Source organism: Treponema socranskii subsp. buccale, assembly GCF_024181585.1.
GTDB classification, from domain to species: Bacteria; Spirochaetota; Spirochaetia; order Treponematales; family Treponemataceae; genus Treponema_D; species Treponema_D buccale.
In genome coordinates this window covers 925,564-941,977 of record NZ_CP054258.1, presented here as the reverse complement: position 1 = coordinate 941,977, position 16,414 = coordinate 925,564, and the positions used below count along the sequence as shown (strand labels likewise).

Genomic DNA, 16,414 nt, shown 5'->3' with positions numbered 1-16,414 from the left:
GATGCCTTTTTAAATTTATTGATAAATTATTTCGGTTTTAATAAATCGTCAAAGAATACGATGTCGCCGTCACTTCCCCCAATATATCGGTGAGAGCGATGCCGAGCGTGTTTTTTCCCGGAGTGAGCGTCGCCTCCCCCAAAAGCTGCAGGCGCGCATCGGGATAAAGCGCTTCTTTCGGATAATTTTTCCGTCCGACGGCATAGACGGAGACCCCGTTTTGAATAAGCTGGTCGTACGAGATTTCATCGGCGACGATGCCGTTTACGACGATGCGCGTTTTATACGGCATCGCAACGCTTTGCCGCTGGCGGTACACTCGGTACGAACCTGCAGGCAGCGTGCGCTGAACAAGCAAATCGTAGCGCACATCCTTGCCCTCAAGCGTGATACCTGAAAGCGAAAGCGAAAGTTCTTTACCGACTCTCGGCATGAGGACGCGAGGATTTACCGCGTTGCCGCTTGCCGTATCGATCGTTTGAAATTCGAGGCTCGAACGCCCCTGCTGCCAGCCGGCGTTTCCGCTCGATCCGAAAACGGTTCCCGTCACCGCTTTTTCCGACGTGTAGAGAGAAGCGGGGATCGTTTCTTTGTCGATATTCCCGTATACCGTCATGAGATCGTCTCCGTGCGCGAGTATGACGGCGTTTCCGAGCGCCGACGGAAAAAATACGGAATCGTCTTCGTATTCGTTTATGATCGCAACGACATATCCGTTGTCGGCCGCTTTTATGTCCGACGTATCGGCAAATATGAGAGACGTGCTGATTATGCCGCCGCGGAGCTGTCCGAAATACGAATAAAACGTATCCGACATCACTTCATCCTGCGGCCAGTCGAACGCAGTAAGCGGCAAAGCTGCAAGGAGCAGCAGTGCGAGCAGCGGTACGGTACATATCGATTTTCGCTTCATAGTTTTCCCGTTAATTTTTTATAATCGTCATTCGAGAGATTGTCGAATCTTTTCCGACAAAGAGGTTTTCGCCGTCCGTACGGATAAATGCGGTTTGCGCTTCAAACGAAAACGAGGCGCTCATCGTGTCGAATTTTTCAATTGCATATACCGTATATCGCGCATCGTCTTTTGTCAGCACGAACACGAGATCGCCGCACTCTTCAAGCGAAATCGCCTGTCCTCGGATCGGAAGATGAGAGGCTTTGCCGCCCTTCGTATCGACGATGCCGAGCGTGTCTTTATAATTGTACCACACGGTAGATCCGTCTTTGCTGAACTCGACGAGACGCTGGCGAGGGTCGCTTTGCGCGATGTATTCGTGAAAGACGATCTTCGTTTGCGCATCGTATTTTCTCATCAACACGAAACGCTGACGGTTTTGTCCCGCAACCAATGCGATCATGGAACCGTCGGAAGAAAGGGCTGCGCCGAGGATCACTTGAAAGTCGCTTCCGCCGGGCGAGAATTTCTGAATCATCGTTCCGTCGGATGAAAATTGCCTCACCGTCCCGTCGGCAAATCCCGCAACGCAGCCGGAAGGCGACGAATCGAAAGCGGTGATCGGAACCGTGCCGTTGTATTCCCACTTGCGTTTTCCGTCGGAATCGCACTCGACGAACGAAGCGCCGCCTGCCAAAAAGACGAAGATGCGGTCTTTATCGAAGAGGGGAAATCCGCTTTCCGTTATCGTGCCGGCCTTTTCTCCGTCGGGCGTAAAAAAATCGATCGACGAACCGAAAGTGTTGTACGGAGCATAATATCGTTCCGAAATCGCAGCTTTAAACGGAAACGTTTCGACCGATAAAAGCTTGCCGCTTTCGGTAAAATATCCTATCGTCTGTCCGAGTTTAAAATACAGCGGCTTTTCGCCTGCGGCATCCGCCTTTTCCATTTGCGCGTTCACATCGAGTTTCCATTGCGGTATAAACTGATGCTCTTTTGCAAGCGGTTCGGCGGCTAAAATGATATATACGATACTGAATACGATGCCCAAAAAGACATAAAAAGCGGCACCTTTTTTATGTTTCATGATGGAAAATATGCTATAATAATACGGAAAACAAGTCAATGACTTGATGCGTAGTTTTATTGGAGGCTTTATGACAATAGCCGATGAACAATTGCACTCTCTCTTTGAAAAAGCGCTCGAAGCTTCAAAGTATGCGTACATTCCTTATTCGCATTTTCCCGTCGGAGCCGCCCTGCTTACGGAAGACGGAAAAATCATCACCGGAGCAAATATCGAAAACCGATCTTTCGGGCTTACGAACTGCGCCGAGCGCAGCGCAATTTTTACCGCCGCCTCACAAGGCATACGCACTTTTATCGCGATCGCAATTGCGACGCCCGCATCCGATTATCCGGTCGGCCCCTGCGGCGCGTGCCGCCAAGTGCTCAGCGAATTCGCACCGGATGAAACGCCCGTCGTATTCGGCCCGGACTGGAAGCGCTGCATCAAAACAACGCTCGGCGTGCTGTATCCCTACGACAGTTTACACGAACTTGCATCGAACGGCGGCGGTCTCTGAAACCCGCTGTTTCGGCACCGACCGGCTGTAAAATAATACCGTTTTTATGAAAACAATGTAAATATTGACAAGATATCGCAAATAGTACAGAATTATTCAATTATGGAAGACACAATTCTCACCATCGAAGAAGTTGCAAATTATCTCCGCGTTTCCGACCGCACCGTCTACGATTGGGCGCAGCGCGGCGAAATCCCCGCAGGCAAAATCGGAACCGTGTGGCGATTTAAAAAATCGGAAGTCGAAAAGTGGGTCAACGATCGCCTCTCTTCTTCGGGCGGCCGCATAAAAGACGATGTCGTGCAGGTAAAAAACATCCTCGCGCCGAACCGCGTCATCTTTATTTCGCAAACTTCAAGGCACGACGCTCTCGTCGAACTTGCAAATACGCTTTCGAGCGCGCCGCAGGTAAAACGTTCCGATGAACTCGTCTCCGAAATCTTAAAGCGGGAAGAGCTTATGTCTACGGCGATCGGACGCGGCATCGCAATCCCGCACGTGCGCCTTTCGTCCGTCACCGATTTGGTCATGGCGGTCGGCGTGTGCAAAACGCCCGTCACCGATTTCCAGCCCATTGACGATATGCCCGTCTCCCTTTTATTTATGATAGCAGCGGCGTACAACCAGCATTCGTACTATCTGCAGACGCTTTCGTATTTTTCGGCAAAGCTCAAAAAAAAGGAGCTCCGCGACGGCCTTTTAAACGCCGCGACAACCGACGAAGTATATAAATTATTAATCGAAGCGTAAGCGCGATCGGCGATTTACGGGAGTTCCACTGCAATCCATTTTTTCGGATCGCTGAAATCCGAAGCGATTAAACCGAGGGACACGTGAGCCGTCGTTTCTCCGAGTAAAAAATCTTTTCCGCCCGAGCTCATGCGCGCATTTTCTTTCGGAGATACGGACGGAACGAGGGCGCCGAAAAGGGCGTGGCTGTAATCGCGCGATACGAAAAGCGCACACTTCGTTCCCGCGTTTTCGAGAAGAGCGCAGAGCAAAAGACTTCGCGTGTCGCAGTCCGATCCGCTTCCGGTGAGGGCGGCGGGAAGAGATGTAAAATCCGCGGCATTTATTTTGCGCTCATAGCGAAACCCCTGCACCCAAGTCAAAAGGAGCGATGCAAAAGCGGTATCGGGATGTTCGGGATTTACGGCCGCCGCATCTTCTTGAAGCGCGCTTTGCACATCGAAGGCCGTCCGCTTTAAACGGCCGCAACCGTCACGGAAAATCGCACGGTAATAGCGCTGCCACGCTCCTTTCCACAGCGGACTTGCCGCGTACATTTTTAAAACCGCGAATTCCATATCGATGACGAAATCGGATGCCTCTTCGTCTTCCGCACCGATGCTCGTACGAATCGTTCGTCCGTTGATCGAAAGTTCTATATCCTTTCGTTCGGCTGCGGGATACGCATAGCGCGCGACGATGCCTTCTTCCCTATAGCTTCCGCGGTCGACGGCGAGGGAGTTTAAAATCGATAAGATAAAAGGTTCGCAGTTTTTTTCACTCCGTTCATTCGCATAGCATAAAACTGCGATGTGCGCTCCGTTTAAAGGGAGTTCGACCGCGAGTGCCCAGCCCTTATAGCTTACTCCGCCGAGCTTCATCGAAAAGGTTCCGAGCGAGGAATCCGTACCGCGCCATTCGAACGATTCTTTTTCGCCTTTTCCGTCCGGCAATTTTCCGACGGCACCGTCGAAGGCCTGTGCGCTCGATTCATAGGTACCGCTTTTAGAGAGCTTTATCGCAGTGACGACCGGAACGTTCGCGTATGAAAAGAGGTAGGACGTGCCGTCGTCCGTCGCGTCCGAAAGTTTGAAACCTTCCGGCATGTCGAGCGCCCAGCCGTATGTGTTGTCGACGAGAGGTTCGGAAAAAAGAGGGCTTTCAATACACAGGGTGATAAAAAATACGCAGACTGCGGGAAAAAAACGCGCAAAGCTTCTTGTCATTTTACGGCACCTCGTCTATAGTTATCGAAATGAATGCGATCCCCATTGTATACGAAAACGAAGAGATCATCATTATAAACAAACCCGCAGGCGTTTCGGTACAGGGCGGCGAAGGTATCGCTCATCCGCTCGATAAAGAGCTTCCCGAACAAACGGGGTACGAAATTTTTCTCGTACACCGCCTCGATAAAGATACGTCGGGTCTTATGATCGCGGCAAAAACAAAGGCTGCCGCCGCCAAGTGGTCAAAACTCGTCGCTTCCCGCGCAGTAAAAAAAGAATACGATGCGATTTGCATCGGGACATTTGCTGAACGAAAAGGCGTGATAAGGGACGATGTCATGCAGCACGGAGAAATAAAACGGGCTGTTACGCAATATGCGGTAAGCGACATTTTCGAAATCGACTGCGGCGGAGAAACGCTTTCGCTTTCACTCGTCCATCTGACGCTCGAAACGGGGCGTATGCATCAAATACGTATCCACTTGGCAAAGAAAGGATGCCCCGTCGCGTTCGACGACAAACACGGAAACTTTGGAAAAAATAAATTATTAAAAAAATACTGCGGTACAAAACGGCTGCTCTTGTGCGCGTCGAAGCTTTCTTTTCCGCTTTCGGGAAAAGAAAAAATCGTGCGTATAGAATTGCCTAAAGCATTCGGTGCGATTTTAAATGATGTGCGAAAGATTTGAAAATTGACTTTTCCAATATTATTATTTCAATAGGCCCCCCCGCACCTCTCTTTGATGTGTCCCATGGGGGGGCATTTTTTATGCCTGATCCGATAAAAAATCCCACAACCTATGAACAACAACTCGCTAAATTAAAGTTGCGCGGATGCACGACAAAAGATGATGCATTTTGTATTGCTGTACTGAATACGGTAAATTATTATCGCCTGTCCGCATATTTTTTACCGTTCAAAAAGAGTGACGATACGTATGTTGAAGGCACAAGTTTTGAGCAGGTTTTTAATATTTATGAATTCGATCGAAAACTACGACGTATAATCTTTTCCGCAATAGAAGAAATAGAAGTGTTTGCGAGAGCCGCGTTCGCTTATTTTCATGCGCATAAATACGGAGCTGTCGGATATTTTAATGAGAAAAATTATTCTGCAAAACATCAACATGAAAAATTTAAAAAACTGATTGAGCAGAAAATACACAGCGATAGGAATCTTCCGTTTGTACGTCATCATACACAAAAATACAATGATATGTTTCCGATTCGGGTAATTGTTGAATTGTTTACGCTCGGGATACTGTCATTCTTTTTTGCCGATTTAAATACACAAGATCAAAAAGAGCGTGCGCGTGCCGTATTTCATTCTACCGCAAATAATATAAAAAGCTGGCTGCGTTGTTGTACCGATTTAAGGAATATTTGTGCACATTACGGACGGCTTTATTACCGGAATTTTTCCTTCCGTTCCCGCAGGATTTAAAACCGAAGGCAAAGACAAATATAGACTTTGGACAATAATACAGTCGGTAAAGGGATTGTATTATGATGCGGAAAAATGGAATACATCGATCCTAAAACCGATAGTAAATTTATTTAAAGAATATAAAGACGATATCAATTTGGCACATATCGCATTTCCTCTAAATTGGGTTGATTTGCTGACAAAAAAATAACAACTGATCGCCCCATAAAAGTACTTTCGTTAAATTATATTTCAACAGAATCTCAATATGAAAAAGCCTCAGTTTTGAATTTTTCAGCCGAGAGTAAATCTTGTTCTGCGCTATAATCTGTTCAGAGTTTTGCGTCCGTATACACTTTAGCACGGCGTTCCCGTAATCCGCTCCCTGCGCCGCTTATTTTACGATGACGCGGATGATCCGCTTTTTGCCCGCTTTCAAAATAAACTCGCCGTCCGCATCCGCTTCTTTTATCGTGATGAGCGCATGAACGTCTTTTACAACTCGGCCGTTTACCTGCGCGCCCCCCTGCTCGACGAGGCGGCGGTTATCGCTTTTTGAAGTGCCCGGCTGTGCGATTGCAAAGAGATCGACTACTCCGATCCCCTCTTCGATCGCCTGCTTTGCGATTTCCGCCGTCGGCATATGCGCTTTGTCACCTTCACCTCCGAATGCGGCCTTTGCACCCGAAAGCGCTTTGTCGGCTTCGGCTTTGCCGTGAATTACGGCGGTCGCTTCGTATGCGAGCCGCTCTTTCGCTTCGTTGATATTGCCTGCACAGATTTTATCGATTTCTTCGATACTCAAAAACGTAAAGAGCAAAAGGAATTTGCGCACGTCCGCATCGGCGACATTCCGCCAATATTGGAAAAAATCGTACACGCTCGTGAGCGAAGCGTCGAGGAATACCGCGCCGTGTTCGCTCTTGCCCATCTTTTGCCCGTCCGCGCGCATGATGAGCGGGAAGGTCAAACCGAAACATTCGTGTTCGATATTTTTTTCCGTCGTGCCGCCGAGCTTTCTCCGAATCAAATCGACACCCGCAGTGATATTGCCCCACTGGTCGTCGCCTCCGATCTGCAAAATACAGCCGTGTCGTTTGTGCAGCATGAGAAAGTCGTAACTCTGCAAAAGCTGATAATTGAATTCGATAAACGAAAGCCCCCGTTCGAGCCGCATTTTGTACGCTTCGAACGACAGCATTTTGTTGACGGAAAAACAGGAACCGATATCGCGTAAAAAATCGATATAGTTCAAATCCGCAAGCCAATTTTTATTGTTGTCCGAAAACGCCGTCTTGCCGTCAAAACCGATAAAGGCGTCGAGCTGCTTTTCTATGCGCGCGACGTTTTTGTCAAGCTCTTCATACGAAAGCATTTTGCGCATTTCCGTTTTGCCGCTCGGATCCCCTATACGCGCAGTTCCGCCGCCGATGAGCGCGATACCGACATTTCCCGCAGAACGCAGATGCCGCAGCGCAAAAAACGGAACCATGTGCCCGATGTGGAGACTCGGCCCCGTCGGATCGCAGCCGACGTAAAAAGTAATGGGACCCGAGTCCATGCGGGAAGAAAGAGAATCGATATCGGTACATTGAGAATAAAATCCCCGCGCTTTCAATTCGGCAAGCGTGCTGTTCATACGTCATCCTTAATTATTAAAATCACTTTTCCAAAAATACATTTTCGATTTTATATGATTGAGAGAATTAAGACAAGAGCTCGCGATTTCGAGCAGTGCGGAGAAATCGCGAGCGTGTTAATAAAAGAAAAACGCGCCAAGCGTTTTTCAACTCTCGACTTCATCAACCAAATCCGAGCAGTGCGCGACTTGCAACGAGCGCGTTAGCGCGAAGTTCCCCGCGCAGGATTTTTTCGCGTCTCCTATAAAAGAAAAACGGCTCGGCCGTTTTTCAACTCCAGACTTTAAAAAATAATTTCGAGCAGTGCGGAGAAATCGCGAGCGTGTTAGCGCGAAGTTCCCCGCGCAACTTGCAACGAGCACGAAGTGCGAAGTTCCCCGCGCGACTTGCGACAAGCGCGTCAGCGTGAAGTTCCCCGCGCAACTTGCAACGAGCACGAAGTGCGAAGTTCCCCGCGCAGGATTTTTTCGCGTCTCCTATCACAAAGCGCGCCGTAAACGTCGCGCTTTGTGTCCTCATAAGGAATCGCAGTCGGCTTTCATACCTTTTATTACATCCGAAAGAATAAGGAGCGTAAACTGCAAACTATCGTGCAGATCGGAGACGTATAACAATTTCAATTAAAAACGTCATATCGATCACAGCGGATAAAATTCAAATCCCGCTGTTCTGAGCTTATCGCCGATACTGCCGTCAGTTTCGTCAACCGCTACGATATAATACGTCGTGCCGCTCGCCCTCGTTTCCGTCGTCACGGCGGCAGTAAATCCTTTGTCTTTCAGAGCGGCGACAAGCCTGTCGGCATTCGCTTTTTCGCGGAACAAGCCGAGCTGCAATCTGCGAAGCGAAGTTTCACGTCCCTGCCCTTCCGCCGCGCTTTGCCCCTGTGCGACTCCCGTTCGCGTCCCCTGTACGCCGGCCGAGGCTCCCCGCTCGGAAGCGTTTTGTGCGGTCTGCGATTGACCGGCATTTTTTTTCGATTCCGTTTTTTGTACCGCAGCCGCTTCCGTATCTTTTTCAGTACTTGCAATTTTTTCAGTCCCGCTCGAATCGATTTCGGGAAGCGCCGCTTCTTTCCTCGGCAAAAAATACCAAAACGGTGCCGGAAGGATCTGCACGATACCTTTTACGATTCCCGTTTCAAGCGATGCCGGAAATTCTTTTTTCAATGCCGCAGCATAAGATGCGTCCCCCGTAAGATACCATAATGTCAAAAGGACTGCGGGTTTTACGCTTGCCATCGACTTGAGCGATATATACGCTTTCAGCATGACGACGCTTTCATCCAAATCGGCGCTCACGTTTGCACGGCAAAGGTCTGCCCAAAGCGCATAGAGTTTGATCCGCGCCTGAATCGCTTCGTCGTTCGAATTACGCACCGCCGAATTGAGATAGCGCTCCGCCGCCGCATAATCGCCTGAGCTGAGCGCACAGCGCACCGCATCGAGGACAAGCTGTTCCGACGACTTTTTCGGCATGCGGTCGGCATCGCCTGCGCTGATAGCGGCGGCGGCGGCATAAGATGCGCGCGCATCGTCGAAACGCGCAAGCTGTTCCTGAAGCGAGCCGAAAAACGCATAAAGCGCGCGCTTTTCTTTCGGATCGGAAACTTTCGGTAAGTTTTCGGCGATATATGCGATCGACGCGTCGACGTTCGGCTTTGCAGCAGCGGCGTCGGCGACGGTTCGGGCGGTAAGCGGCTGCGCTTCATCCGCCGCAAGAGGTGCAAAAAAAATCAATAATAATAAAACGGCAAATGAAGGGCATCGTCGCTTCATTTATTTTCCGTCATCCGATTTTCAGCCGGCGCTTTTCCGTCTGCGTTTTCGGCATTTTTCAGCGCGTCCTTTGCCGCCTTCGCTTTTATCTTATCGATTTTTTTCGCGGCGATGCTTTTGCCTTTGCCGAACGAAAACGGCAGCGCGACGACGATACCCGCGATAAACGATATGATAATCGTAATAAACACAGGTACTTTGTGAAACGTGTGGAAAATCACGTTGACGTCGCAGACATTTCCGAGATTAAAGCCGGTAAAAATCGCAATCAATACCGCTATCACTATAAAAATTATAAGTCCGATCATAGATCCTCACATGGATAATCGAATTTGAAAATTCGAAACCGAAAATAATTGTACTTTAAAAAGACGGCTTATGCAATTGCAAACGCACGTTTTTGCTTTTTTTTCTACAGTGCGGTATATTTACTGTATGCGCAAATTTCACGTAGTGTCTCCGTACGAACCGGCGGGCGACCAAAAACAGGCGATCGACGCGCTCGCCGAAGGTTTTTTACGCGGCGACAAGTACCAGACGCTCAAAGGCGTAACCGGAAGCGGCAAAACTTTTACGATGGCGAAAATCATCGAACGCGTGCAGCGTCCGACGCTCATCATCAGCCACAACAAAACCCTTTCGGCGCAGCTGTATCGCGAGTTTAAAAGTTTTTTTCCCGACAACGCCGTCGAATACTTCGTTTCGTACTACGATTATTATCAACCCGAAGCATACGTGCCCGCACGGGATTTATATATAGAAAAAGATGCGTCGATAAACGATGAAATCGACCGGATGCGCTTGGCTGCAACGTACAGCCTTATGGAGCGGCGCGACGTCGTCGTCGTTGCAACGGTGTCGTGTATCTACGGCCTCGGTATGCCGGACTTATACAAAGAGATGCGCGTACACATCGAAAAGGGAGAATCGCGCACTACGCATACGATCGCGGAAGAACTCATCGCGCTGCAGTACAAGCGCAACGACGCCGTATTGGAGCGGGGCAATTTCAGAATCCGCGGCGACGTCATGGAAATCTTTCCGGCATACATGGAAACGGACGAAGCGTATAAAATCGAATTCGATTGGGATGAAGTCGCAAAGATAAAGCGCTTCAACGTGATGACGGGAAAGACGATCGAAGATTTGGACGAAACGGTCATCTATCCCGCACGTCACTTTGTCGTGCCGCACGAACTGCTCGTCGCCGCAACCGAACGCATACAAAGGGAACTCGACGCTCGCCTCGCCGAACTTGAAGCGCAAAAAAAACCGCTCGAATACGAACGCCTCAAAACGCGCACGACGTATGATATCGAAATGATGAAAGAGATGGGCTACTGTCCCGGCATCGAAAACTATTCCGCACCGATCACGGGGCGGAAGACGGGAGAGCCTCCTGCGACGCTCCTCCACTATTTTCCCGACGATTTTTTGTGCATGCTCGACGAAGCACACGTCACCGTCCCGCAGCTCGGCGCAATGTACGAAGGAGATCGGAGCCGAAAACAAAACCTCGTCGATTTCGGTTTCCGCCTGCCGAGCGCGCTCGACAATCGCCCGCTCAAGTTTGCCGAATTTTCCGCAAAGCTCAACCAAGTCATCTACGTGAGCGCAACGCCCCGCAAAGAAGAGGTAAAACAGAGCACGCAAGTCGTCGAACAGCTCATCAGACCCACCGGTCTTCTCGATCCGATCGTCGAAGTGCGGCCGAGCGAAGGCCAGATGGAAGATATCTACAACGAAATCAAAAAGCGCATCGCAAAAAACGAACGCAGTCTCGTTTTGACGCTGACAAAAAAAATGGCCGAAGATTTGACCGACTACCTGCTCGGTCTTTCGCTCAAAGTAAAATACATCCACTCCGAAGTCGAAACCTTCGAGCGCGTCGAATTATTAAAAGGGCTGCGTGCGGGAGAGTTCGACGTGCTCATCGGCATCAACCTTTTGCGCGAAGGGATCGATTTGCCGGAAGTATCGTTTATCGCGATCCTCGATGCCGATAAAATCGGATTTTTGAGATCGGCGACGAGCTTGATCCAAATCATCGGGCGGGCGGCGCGCAATGCTGACGGGACGGTCGTCATGTATGCGGACAGAATGAGCGATGCGATGCAGGAAGCGCTGAACGAAACGAAGCACCGGCGGGAAATTCAGGAAGCGTACAACAAAGAACACGGCATTACGCCGAAAACGATCGCAAAAGCGGTCGAAGATATTTTAGTGCATGAAGAAAAAGAAGCCGAAGAAACGGCGGCGGTCGAACTGGCCGTCCTCAAAAAAAGCGCGAACCTCTTTGTGCCTTCGCAGCGTAAAAAGCTTATCGCCGCTCTTAAAAACGAAATGGCGGAAGCAGCCGACCGCCTCGAATACGAAAAGGCCGCCGTCATCCGCGATCAAATACGCGACATCGAAAATCAATACGGCTCGTAGCCTCCGGTTCGCGAAAAACCAACAGCCTTTTGAACCGGCCATTTTACGACGTTTACGCTTACGGAACACGGATCGTAAAATGTCCGATTCCTTGTCCCGTAAGCGTGCCGGTTTTTTCCGACGCTTTTATTCCTGCTCCAATTTTTGCGAAACGAATTTTCCCCAGATACGGTCTGCGCGCGCGATGTGCATTAAAACCCAGTTTACGATAAACGAATAAAGTTTGAGCGCATCATCCTGCGTACCGCCGTCGAGCCTTCGAATCTGTATTTCGACTTCGCGCACAAACGCATCGTGTGCAACCTTATGCGTGCTCGTCGCGGGATAACCGTATTTCGCCATAAATTTTTCTTCTTCGGTGAAGTGGTAAACGGTGTAATCGGTCAGCGATTTCAATACCTTCGACATCTTCAGTTTATAATCTTCGGGAGATCCCGTCGCAGCGTCATAGAGCTCGTTTGCAATAGCGAGCAGCCGTTTATGCTGAGCGTCTATCTCCGGTATATTCAAAAGATAGGAATCGTCCCACTGAACCTTTGCAACCTTTTCCATACCATACTCCCATTAATTTAAAGACCTTTAAAAACCGTACTCAACGCAAGCAAAGCGCCGCCCGCAAAAGTAAGCCAATAATAACAGCGCCCCTGCTGCAAAAAGCCGAGATTGACACGACCCATCAACATGACGCTGACAAAGCCGACGGCCAGTAAGATGACGGCGATCCACCACGTCGTCGTTTTGGGTGCATTCGTTTTCATATCTATACCTCTCAAGATGATTTTCAGCATAAGCTGATTTCTTATCATAACTGCATTTTCAAATCATGTCAAATATGTTTGCATATCAAACATATTCGTTTACGATGTCGCACACGGCGGAAAAATATGCCCTGCCGAAAAGGTTCAAGTGATTCAATAAATGATAGAGATTGTACAGATCGCGCCGCTCTTCCCTGCCTTCTTCAAACGCAAATGCTTCATTATACGCATCGTAAAATGCGCGCGGAAATCCGCCGAAAAGCTCGGTCATCGCAATATCCGCTTCCCGGTTTCCGCAATAGCATGCGGGATCGATGAGCATCGCTTTGCCGCGGGAATCGCACATAAGGTTCCCGCTCCACAGGTCGCCGTGCAAAAGCGAAGGAGACGCGGGTTCCGTGATAAAGCGTTCCAAACGGTCGAGCAGTGTAACGATTTTTCCGTTCATCGCCGTATCGAAATACCGAGCGGCTTTTTTAAACTGCGGAGCGAGACGACATTCACGAAAAAAATCGACCCATGAATCGGACGGCACATTTATCTGTTCGGACGCTCCGATAAAATTGTTTTCGATAAAGCCGAATTTTTTACCGGAAGAAAAAGAAGTGCAGTCCGCCCTATGCAGAGCTGCGAGCGAGCAGGCGAAAGTCTCCCAATATGAAGCGTTTTTTTCGCCGGAAACGATATGGTCGAGGAGCAAAAAAGAATAACCGGCTGTCTCTCCGTCGTCCGTACCCGCGCCCAAAACGTGCGGAACGGCGATCGTACCCGTCGATGCGATCGCAAAAAGACCTGCCGCTTCGGCGGTAAAAAAAGCGGCGTTTTCTTTTGCGTTCGCTTTCATAAAAACGCGCTTACCGTTTGAAAGGATGAGCGCGTACGCTTTGTTTATGTCGCCGCCCGAAAGCCGCTCGGTATGCAAAATCGAAATGCCGCGCCCGAAGATATCCGTGAGCGCATGCGCGAGCGACGTATAGCGTAAAAATGCTTCGTCCATACGGCAAGTATAGCAAAAATCGATCTTTTTTAATATATAGCGCGATTTTTTATATTTCACTTGACTAAAAACGCTATATCTGGTAGATTAATTAGCGATAAAGCGCTATATATAGTGTTAAAATTATAACAATATCAATTTTATATCGATTTCATCGAAAATATCGGGGAAATAAGGGGAATATATGAAAATCATAAAACGAAGCGGCGCGGAAGTTCCGTTCGACCGATCGAAAATAACGGTTGCAATTTCAAAAGCGAACGAACAGGTACCGGAAACCGAGCGGCTCACGCAAGCTCAAATCGATTCCGTCGCGGATGACATAGAAATCGAATGTGCGAAAAGCGGACACGCGCTCGACGTCGAAACGATTCAGGACCGCGTCGAAAACGGTATCATGAGGTGCGGCGCATACAATGTCGCAAAAACCTATATCACGTACCGCTATCGTCACGCGCTCATGAGAAAAGCGAATACGACGGACGCGCAGATTTTAAGTTTGCTCGATGAAAACAACGAAGAAGTCAAACAGGAAAACTCGAATAAAAACCCGACAGTCGTCAGCGTCCAGCGCGACTATATGGCAGGCGAAGTGAGCAAAGACATCACGAGACGATTTTTGCTCGACGAAGATATCGCCAAAGCGCATGCCGAAGGCATCATCCACTTTCACGACGCCGACTATTTTGCGCAGCACATGCACAACTGCGATCTCGTCAATCTCGAAGACATGCTGCAAAACGGCACGGTCATCAGCAATACGAAAATCGACCGGCCTCATTCGTTTTCGACCGCGTGCAATATCGCGACGCAGATCATCGCTCAAGTTGCAAGCTGTCAGTACGGCGGCCAGAGCATTTCGCTCGCACACCTCGCGCCCTTTGTAGACGTGAGCCGCAAAAAAATCGAAAAAGAAACGAAAGAGATGATCGCGACGACAAAGCTTTCCGTAACGGATGAACAGTTTTCGTACATCGTCGAAAACCGTCTGCGCGATGAAATAAAGCGGGGCGTGCAAACGATCCAATACCAAGTGATTACGCTGATGACGACGAACGGACAGGCGCCCTTCGTCACGGTCTTTATGTATCTGAACGAAGCGAAAAACGCGCAGGAAAAAGCGGACTTGGCGCTCATCATCGAAGAAACGCTCAAACAGCGCTATCAGGGCGTCAAAAACGAAGCGGGCGCATGGATCACGCCCGCCTTCCCGAAGCTCATCTACGTGCTCGAAGACGACAACGTCGCGCGCAATTCGAAATATTATTATCTCACCGAGCTTGCGGCGAAGTGTTCGGCCAGGCGTCTCGTGCCCGATTATATTTCCGAAAAGAAAATGCTCGAACTCAAAGAGGGCAACTGTTATCCGTGCATGGGCTGCCGCTCTTTTCTCACGGTTTATCGCGACGAAAACGGCAAGCCGAAATTTTACGGCCGCTTTAACCAAGGAGTTGTTACGCTGAACCTCGTCGACGTCGCCTGCTCTTCGGGCGGCGATACGGAAAAATTTTGGCGCATCATGGACGAGCGGCTTGAACTGTGCTATCGCGCACTCATGATCCGTCACAAACGCCTTCTCGGAACGAAAAGCGATGCGGCTCCGATCCTGTGGCAAAACGGAGCTATAGCGCGCCTCGCAAAGGGTGAAAAAATCGATAAGCTTTTGTTCAACGGCTATTCGACGATTTCGCTCGGATACGCGGGACTCTGCGAATGCGTGCGCTATATGACGGGAAAATCGCACACCGATCCCGAAGCGACGCCTTTTGCGCTTGCTATCATGCACCGCTTAAACGATGCGTGCGCCGAGTGGAAAAAAGAAACGACTATCGCCTTTTCGCTGTACGGCACGCCGCTTGAAAGCACGACGTATAAATTCGCCAAGTGTTTAAAACAGCGCTTCGGCATCATCCCCGGCGTCACCGATAAAAACTATATCACGAACAGCTACCACGTGCACGTCACCGAGCCGATAGACGCGTTTGCAAAGCTGACATTCGAATCGCAGTTCCAAGAGCTTTCTCCCGGAGGTGCGGTCAGCTATGTCGAAGTGCCGAATATGGAAAACAATATGGAAGCGGTTATGGCGCTTTTAAAACACATCTACAACAATATCATGTATGCCGAACTCAATACGAAAAGCGATTTTTGCCAAAGCTGCGGCTTTACCGGCGAAATCCGTATCGCTTCCGATACCGACGGCAAGCTCGTGTGGGAATGCCCCAACTGCGGCAACCGCGATCAGGCGAAGATGAACGTGGCACGCCGTACCTGCGGCTATATCGGCACGCAGTACTGGAATCAGGGACGCACGCAGGAAATAAAAGAGCGCGTGCTGCACTTGTAATGTACTACGGCGCCATAAAAAAAACGGATGTGGCCGACGGAGAAGGAGTACGCGTTTCGCTCTTCGTCTCCGGCTGCCGCAACTGCTGCAAGGGATGCTTTCAAAAAGAAACGTGGGATTTCCTCTACGGTAAGCAATTCACAAAAGAAACCGAAGACGAAATCCTGCGTGCCCTGGAACCCGATTATATCGCAGGTCTTACCGTACTCGGAGGAGAGCCCTTCGAAGAAGAAAACCAGCGGGATATCCTCCCCTTTTTGCGCCGCGTCAAAAAAGTCTTTCCGCACAAAACGATATGGTGCTACACGGGCTACGTGTACGAATCGGATTTGCTTTCCGGCGGACGGAAACACTGCGAAGCGACGGACGAAATGCTCTCCCTCATCGATGTACTCATCGACGGACCTTTTATCGAAGAAGAGCGGGACATAACGCTCGCGTTCCGAGGCTCACGGAACCAGCGCATCCTGTATTTGAAAAACCGCAGCCGGTAAATTGCCGTCCGCATATTTTTAGGCCGAATGTCGCGTTTTTCAAAATGCGTTGTTTTTACAACGTATTCCTTTTATAAAAAACGATATAATGTAACAAGA

At 49.5% G+C, this 16,414-nt stretch carries 16 protein-coding genes; 7 read left to right on the top strand and 9 right to left on the bottom strand.

Annotated features, from left to right (window positions below; translation table 11 throughout):
• Nucleotides 1–37: 37 nt before the first annotated feature.
• Both HRI97_RS04165 and HRI97_RS04160 read right to left on the bottom strand, forming a co-directional pair.
• A complete protein-coding gene (locus HRI97_RS04165) occupies nucleotides 38–913 on the bottom strand; it encodes a peptidoglycan DD-metalloendopeptidase family protein (RefSeq protein ID WP_253726803.1) in 876 nt (291 codons plus the stop codon).
• A 10-nt stretch (nucleotides 914–923) separates the two neighbouring features.
• On the bottom strand, nucleotides 924–1,985 hold the full coding sequence (locus HRI97_RS04160) for a WD40 repeat domain-containing protein (protein WP_253726801.1): 1,062 nt from the start codon (nucleotides 1,983–1,985) through the stop codon (nucleotides 924–926).
• Nucleotides 1,986–2,055: 70 nt separating this feature from the next.
• Between HRI97_RS04160 and HRI97_RS04155 the strand changes: the two genes are divergently transcribed.
• Together HRI97_RS04155 and HRI97_RS04150 are read left to right on the top strand one after the other, a co-directional pair.
• Nucleotides 2,056–2,484 carry a cytidine deaminase gene (locus HRI97_RS04155; RefSeq protein WP_253726799.1) on the top strand — a complete coding sequence of 143 codons (429 nt, stop codon included), beginning with the start codon at nucleotides 2,056–2,058 and terminating at the stop codon, nucleotides 2,482–2,484.
• Between the two features lie 102 nt (nucleotides 2,485–2,586).
• Complete coding sequence (locus HRI97_RS04150; protein ID WP_253726797.1) at nucleotides 2,587–3,234, top strand: PTS sugar transporter subunit IIA; 648 nt, start codon at nucleotides 2,587–2,589, stop codon at nucleotides 3,232–3,234.
• A 14-nt stretch (nucleotides 3,235–3,248) separates the two neighbouring features.
• On the opposite strand, the gene HRI97_RS04145 is transcribed toward HRI97_RS04150, so the two are convergent.
• A complete protein-coding gene (locus HRI97_RS04145; protein WP_253726795.1) occupies nucleotides 3,249–4,439 on the bottom strand; it encodes a hypothetical protein in 1,191 nt (396 codons plus the stop codon).
• A gap of 29 nt (nucleotides 4,440–4,468) precedes the next feature.
• Between HRI97_RS04145 and HRI97_RS04140 the strand changes: the two genes are divergently transcribed.
• Both HRI97_RS04140 and HRI97_RS04135 read left to right on the top strand, forming a co-directional pair.
• A complete protein-coding gene (locus HRI97_RS04140; protein ID WP_253726793.1) occupies nucleotides 4,469–5,131 on the top strand; it encodes an RluA family pseudouridine synthase in 663 nt (220 codons plus the stop codon).
• Nucleotides 5,132–5,211: 80 nt separating this feature from the next.
• On the top strand, nucleotides 5,212–5,886 hold the full coding sequence (locus HRI97_RS04135; protein ID WP_253726791.1) for an Abi family protein: 675 nt from the start codon (nucleotides 5,212–5,214) through the stop codon (nucleotides 5,884–5,886).
• A 376-nt stretch (nucleotides 5,887–6,262) separates the two neighbouring features.
• Here the strand turns inward: HRI97_RS04135 and tyrS are convergent, their stop codons facing one another.
• The 3 genes from tyrS to HRI97_RS04120 all read right to left on the bottom strand — a co-directional run bounded on the left by tyrS (nucleotide 6,263) and on the right by HRI97_RS04120 (nucleotide 9,594).
• A complete protein-coding gene (gene tyrS / locus HRI97_RS04130; RefSeq protein WP_253726789.1) occupies nucleotides 6,263–7,507 on the bottom strand; it encodes a tyrosine--tRNA ligase in 1,245 nt (414 codons plus the stop codon).
• A 639-nt stretch (nucleotides 7,508–8,146) separates the two neighbouring features.
• Entirely contained in the window at nucleotides 8,147–9,286 is a 1,140-nt protein-coding gene (locus HRI97_RS04125) for an SPOR domain-containing protein (RefSeq protein ID WP_253726787.1), read from the bottom strand.
• Complete coding sequence (locus HRI97_RS04120) at nucleotides 9,283–9,594, bottom strand: LapA family protein (protein ID WP_253726785.1); 312 nt, start codon at nucleotides 9,592–9,594, stop codon at nucleotides 9,283–9,285. The genes HRI97_RS04125 and HRI97_RS04120 overlap by 4 nt, the downstream gene beginning before the upstream one ends.
• A gap of 127 nt (nucleotides 9,595–9,721) precedes the next feature.
• On the opposite strand from HRI97_RS04120, the gene uvrB reads away from it, so the two are divergent.
• Nucleotides 9,722–11,719 carry an excinuclease ABC subunit UvrB gene (gene uvrB / locus HRI97_RS04115; RefSeq protein WP_253726783.1) on the top strand — a complete coding sequence of 666 codons (1,998 nt, stop codon included), beginning with the start codon at nucleotides 9,722–9,724 and terminating at the stop codon, nucleotides 11,717–11,719.
• Between the two features lie 126 nt (nucleotides 11,720–11,845).
• On the opposite strand, the gene HRI97_RS04110 is transcribed toward uvrB, so the two are convergent.
• From HRI97_RS04110 to HRI97_RS04100, 3 genes are read right to left on the bottom strand one after another with little or no spacing between them, the layout of a single operon-like run.
• Entirely contained in the window at nucleotides 11,846–12,271 is a 426-nt protein-coding gene (locus HRI97_RS04110; RefSeq protein ID WP_180486597.1) for a bacteriohemerythrin, read from the bottom strand.
• A gap of 17 nt (nucleotides 12,272–12,288) precedes the next feature.
• Complete coding sequence (locus HRI97_RS04105; RefSeq protein ID WP_253726781.1) at nucleotides 12,289–12,525, bottom strand: hypothetical protein; 237 nt, start codon at nucleotides 12,523–12,525, stop codon at nucleotides 12,289–12,291.
• A gap of 37 nt (nucleotides 12,526–12,562) precedes the next feature.
• Nucleotides 12,563–13,474, bottom strand: a complete 912-nt coding sequence (locus HRI97_RS04100; protein WP_253726779.1) for a fructosamine kinase family protein — start codon at nucleotides 13,472–13,474, stop codon at nucleotides 12,563–12,565.
• Between the two features lie 184 nt (nucleotides 13,475–13,658).
• On the opposite strand from HRI97_RS04100, the gene nrdD reads away from it, so the two are divergent.
• Both nrdD and nrdG read left to right on the top strand, forming a co-directional pair.
• Complete coding sequence (gene nrdD / locus HRI97_RS04095) at nucleotides 13,659–15,821, top strand: anaerobic ribonucleoside-triphosphate reductase (RefSeq protein WP_253726777.1); 2,163 nt, start codon at nucleotides 13,659–13,661, stop codon at nucleotides 15,819–15,821.
• Nucleotides 15,821–16,315 (top strand): anaerobic ribonucleoside-triphosphate reductase activating protein, encoded by a 495-nt coding sequence (gene nrdG / locus HRI97_RS04090; RefSeq protein ID WP_301338903.1) that lies wholly within the window; start codon nucleotides 15,821–15,823, stop codon nucleotides 16,313–16,315. The genes nrdD and nrdG overlap by 1 nt, the downstream gene beginning before the upstream one ends.
• Nucleotides 16,316–16,414 lie beyond the last annotated feature (99 nt).

What these genes read in the sequence shown, in the direction of transcription:
- HRI97_RS04165 (WP_253726803.1), bottom strand. Translation starts at nt 913, where the DNA reads ATGAAGCGAAAATCGATATGTACCGTACCGCTGCTCGCACTGCTGCTC.
- HRI97_RS04160 (WP_253726801.1), bottom strand. Translation starts at nt 1,985, where the DNA reads ATGAAACATAAAAAAGGTGCCGCTTTTTATGTCTTTTTGGGCATCGTA.
- HRI97_RS04155 (WP_253726799.1), top strand. Translation starts at nt 2,056, where the DNA reads ATGACAATAGCCGATGAACAATTGCACTCTCTCTTTGAAAAAGCGCTC.
- HRI97_RS04150 (WP_253726797.1), top strand. Translation starts at nt 2,587, where the DNA reads ATGGAAGACACAATTCTCACCATCGAAGAAGTTGCAAATTATCTCCGC.
- HRI97_RS04145 (WP_253726795.1), bottom strand. Translation starts at nt 4,439, where the DNA reads ATGACAAGAAGCTTTGCGCGTTTTTTTCCCGCAGTCTGCGTATTTTTT.
- HRI97_RS04140 (WP_253726793.1), top strand. Translation starts at nt 4,469, where the DNA reads ATGAATGCGATCCCCATTGTATACGAAAACGAAGAGATCATCATTATA.
- HRI97_RS04135 (WP_253726791.1), top strand. Translation starts at nt 5,212, where the DNA reads ATGCCTGATCCGATAAAAAATCCCACAACCTATGAACAACAACTCGCT.
- tyrS (WP_253726789.1), bottom strand. Translation starts at nt 7,507, where the DNA reads ATGAACAGCACGCTTGCCGAATTGAAAGCGCGGGGATTTTATTCTCAA.
- HRI97_RS04125 (WP_253726787.1), bottom strand. Translation starts at nt 9,286, where the DNA reads ATGAAGCGACGATGCCCTTCATTTGCCGTTTTATTATTATTGATTTTT.
- HRI97_RS04120 (WP_253726785.1), bottom strand. Translation starts at nt 9,594, where the DNA reads ATGATCGGACTTATAATTTTTATAGTGATAGCGGTATTGATTGCGATT.
- uvrB (WP_253726783.1), top strand. Translation starts at nt 9,722, where the DNA reads ATGCGCAAATTTCACGTAGTGTCTCCGTACGAACCGGCGGGCGACCAA.
- HRI97_RS04110 (WP_180486597.1), bottom strand. Translation starts at nt 12,271, where the DNA reads ATGGAAAAGGTTGCAAAGGTTCAGTGGGACGATTCCTATCTTTTGAAT.
- HRI97_RS04105 (WP_253726781.1), bottom strand. Translation starts at nt 12,525, where the DNA reads ATGATAAGAAATCAGCTTATGCTGAAAATCATCTTGAGAGGTATAGAT.
- HRI97_RS04100 (WP_253726779.1), bottom strand. Translation starts at nt 13,474, where the DNA reads ATGGACGAAGCATTTTTACGCTATACGTCGCTCGCGCATGCGCTCACG.
- nrdD (WP_253726777.1), top strand. Translation starts at nt 13,659, where the DNA reads ATGAAAATCATAAAACGAAGCGGCGCGGAAGTTCCGTTCGACCGATCG.
- nrdG (WP_301338903.1), top strand. Translation starts at nt 15,821, where the DNA reads ATGTACTACGGCGCCATAAAAAAAACGGATGTGGCCGACGGAGAAGGA.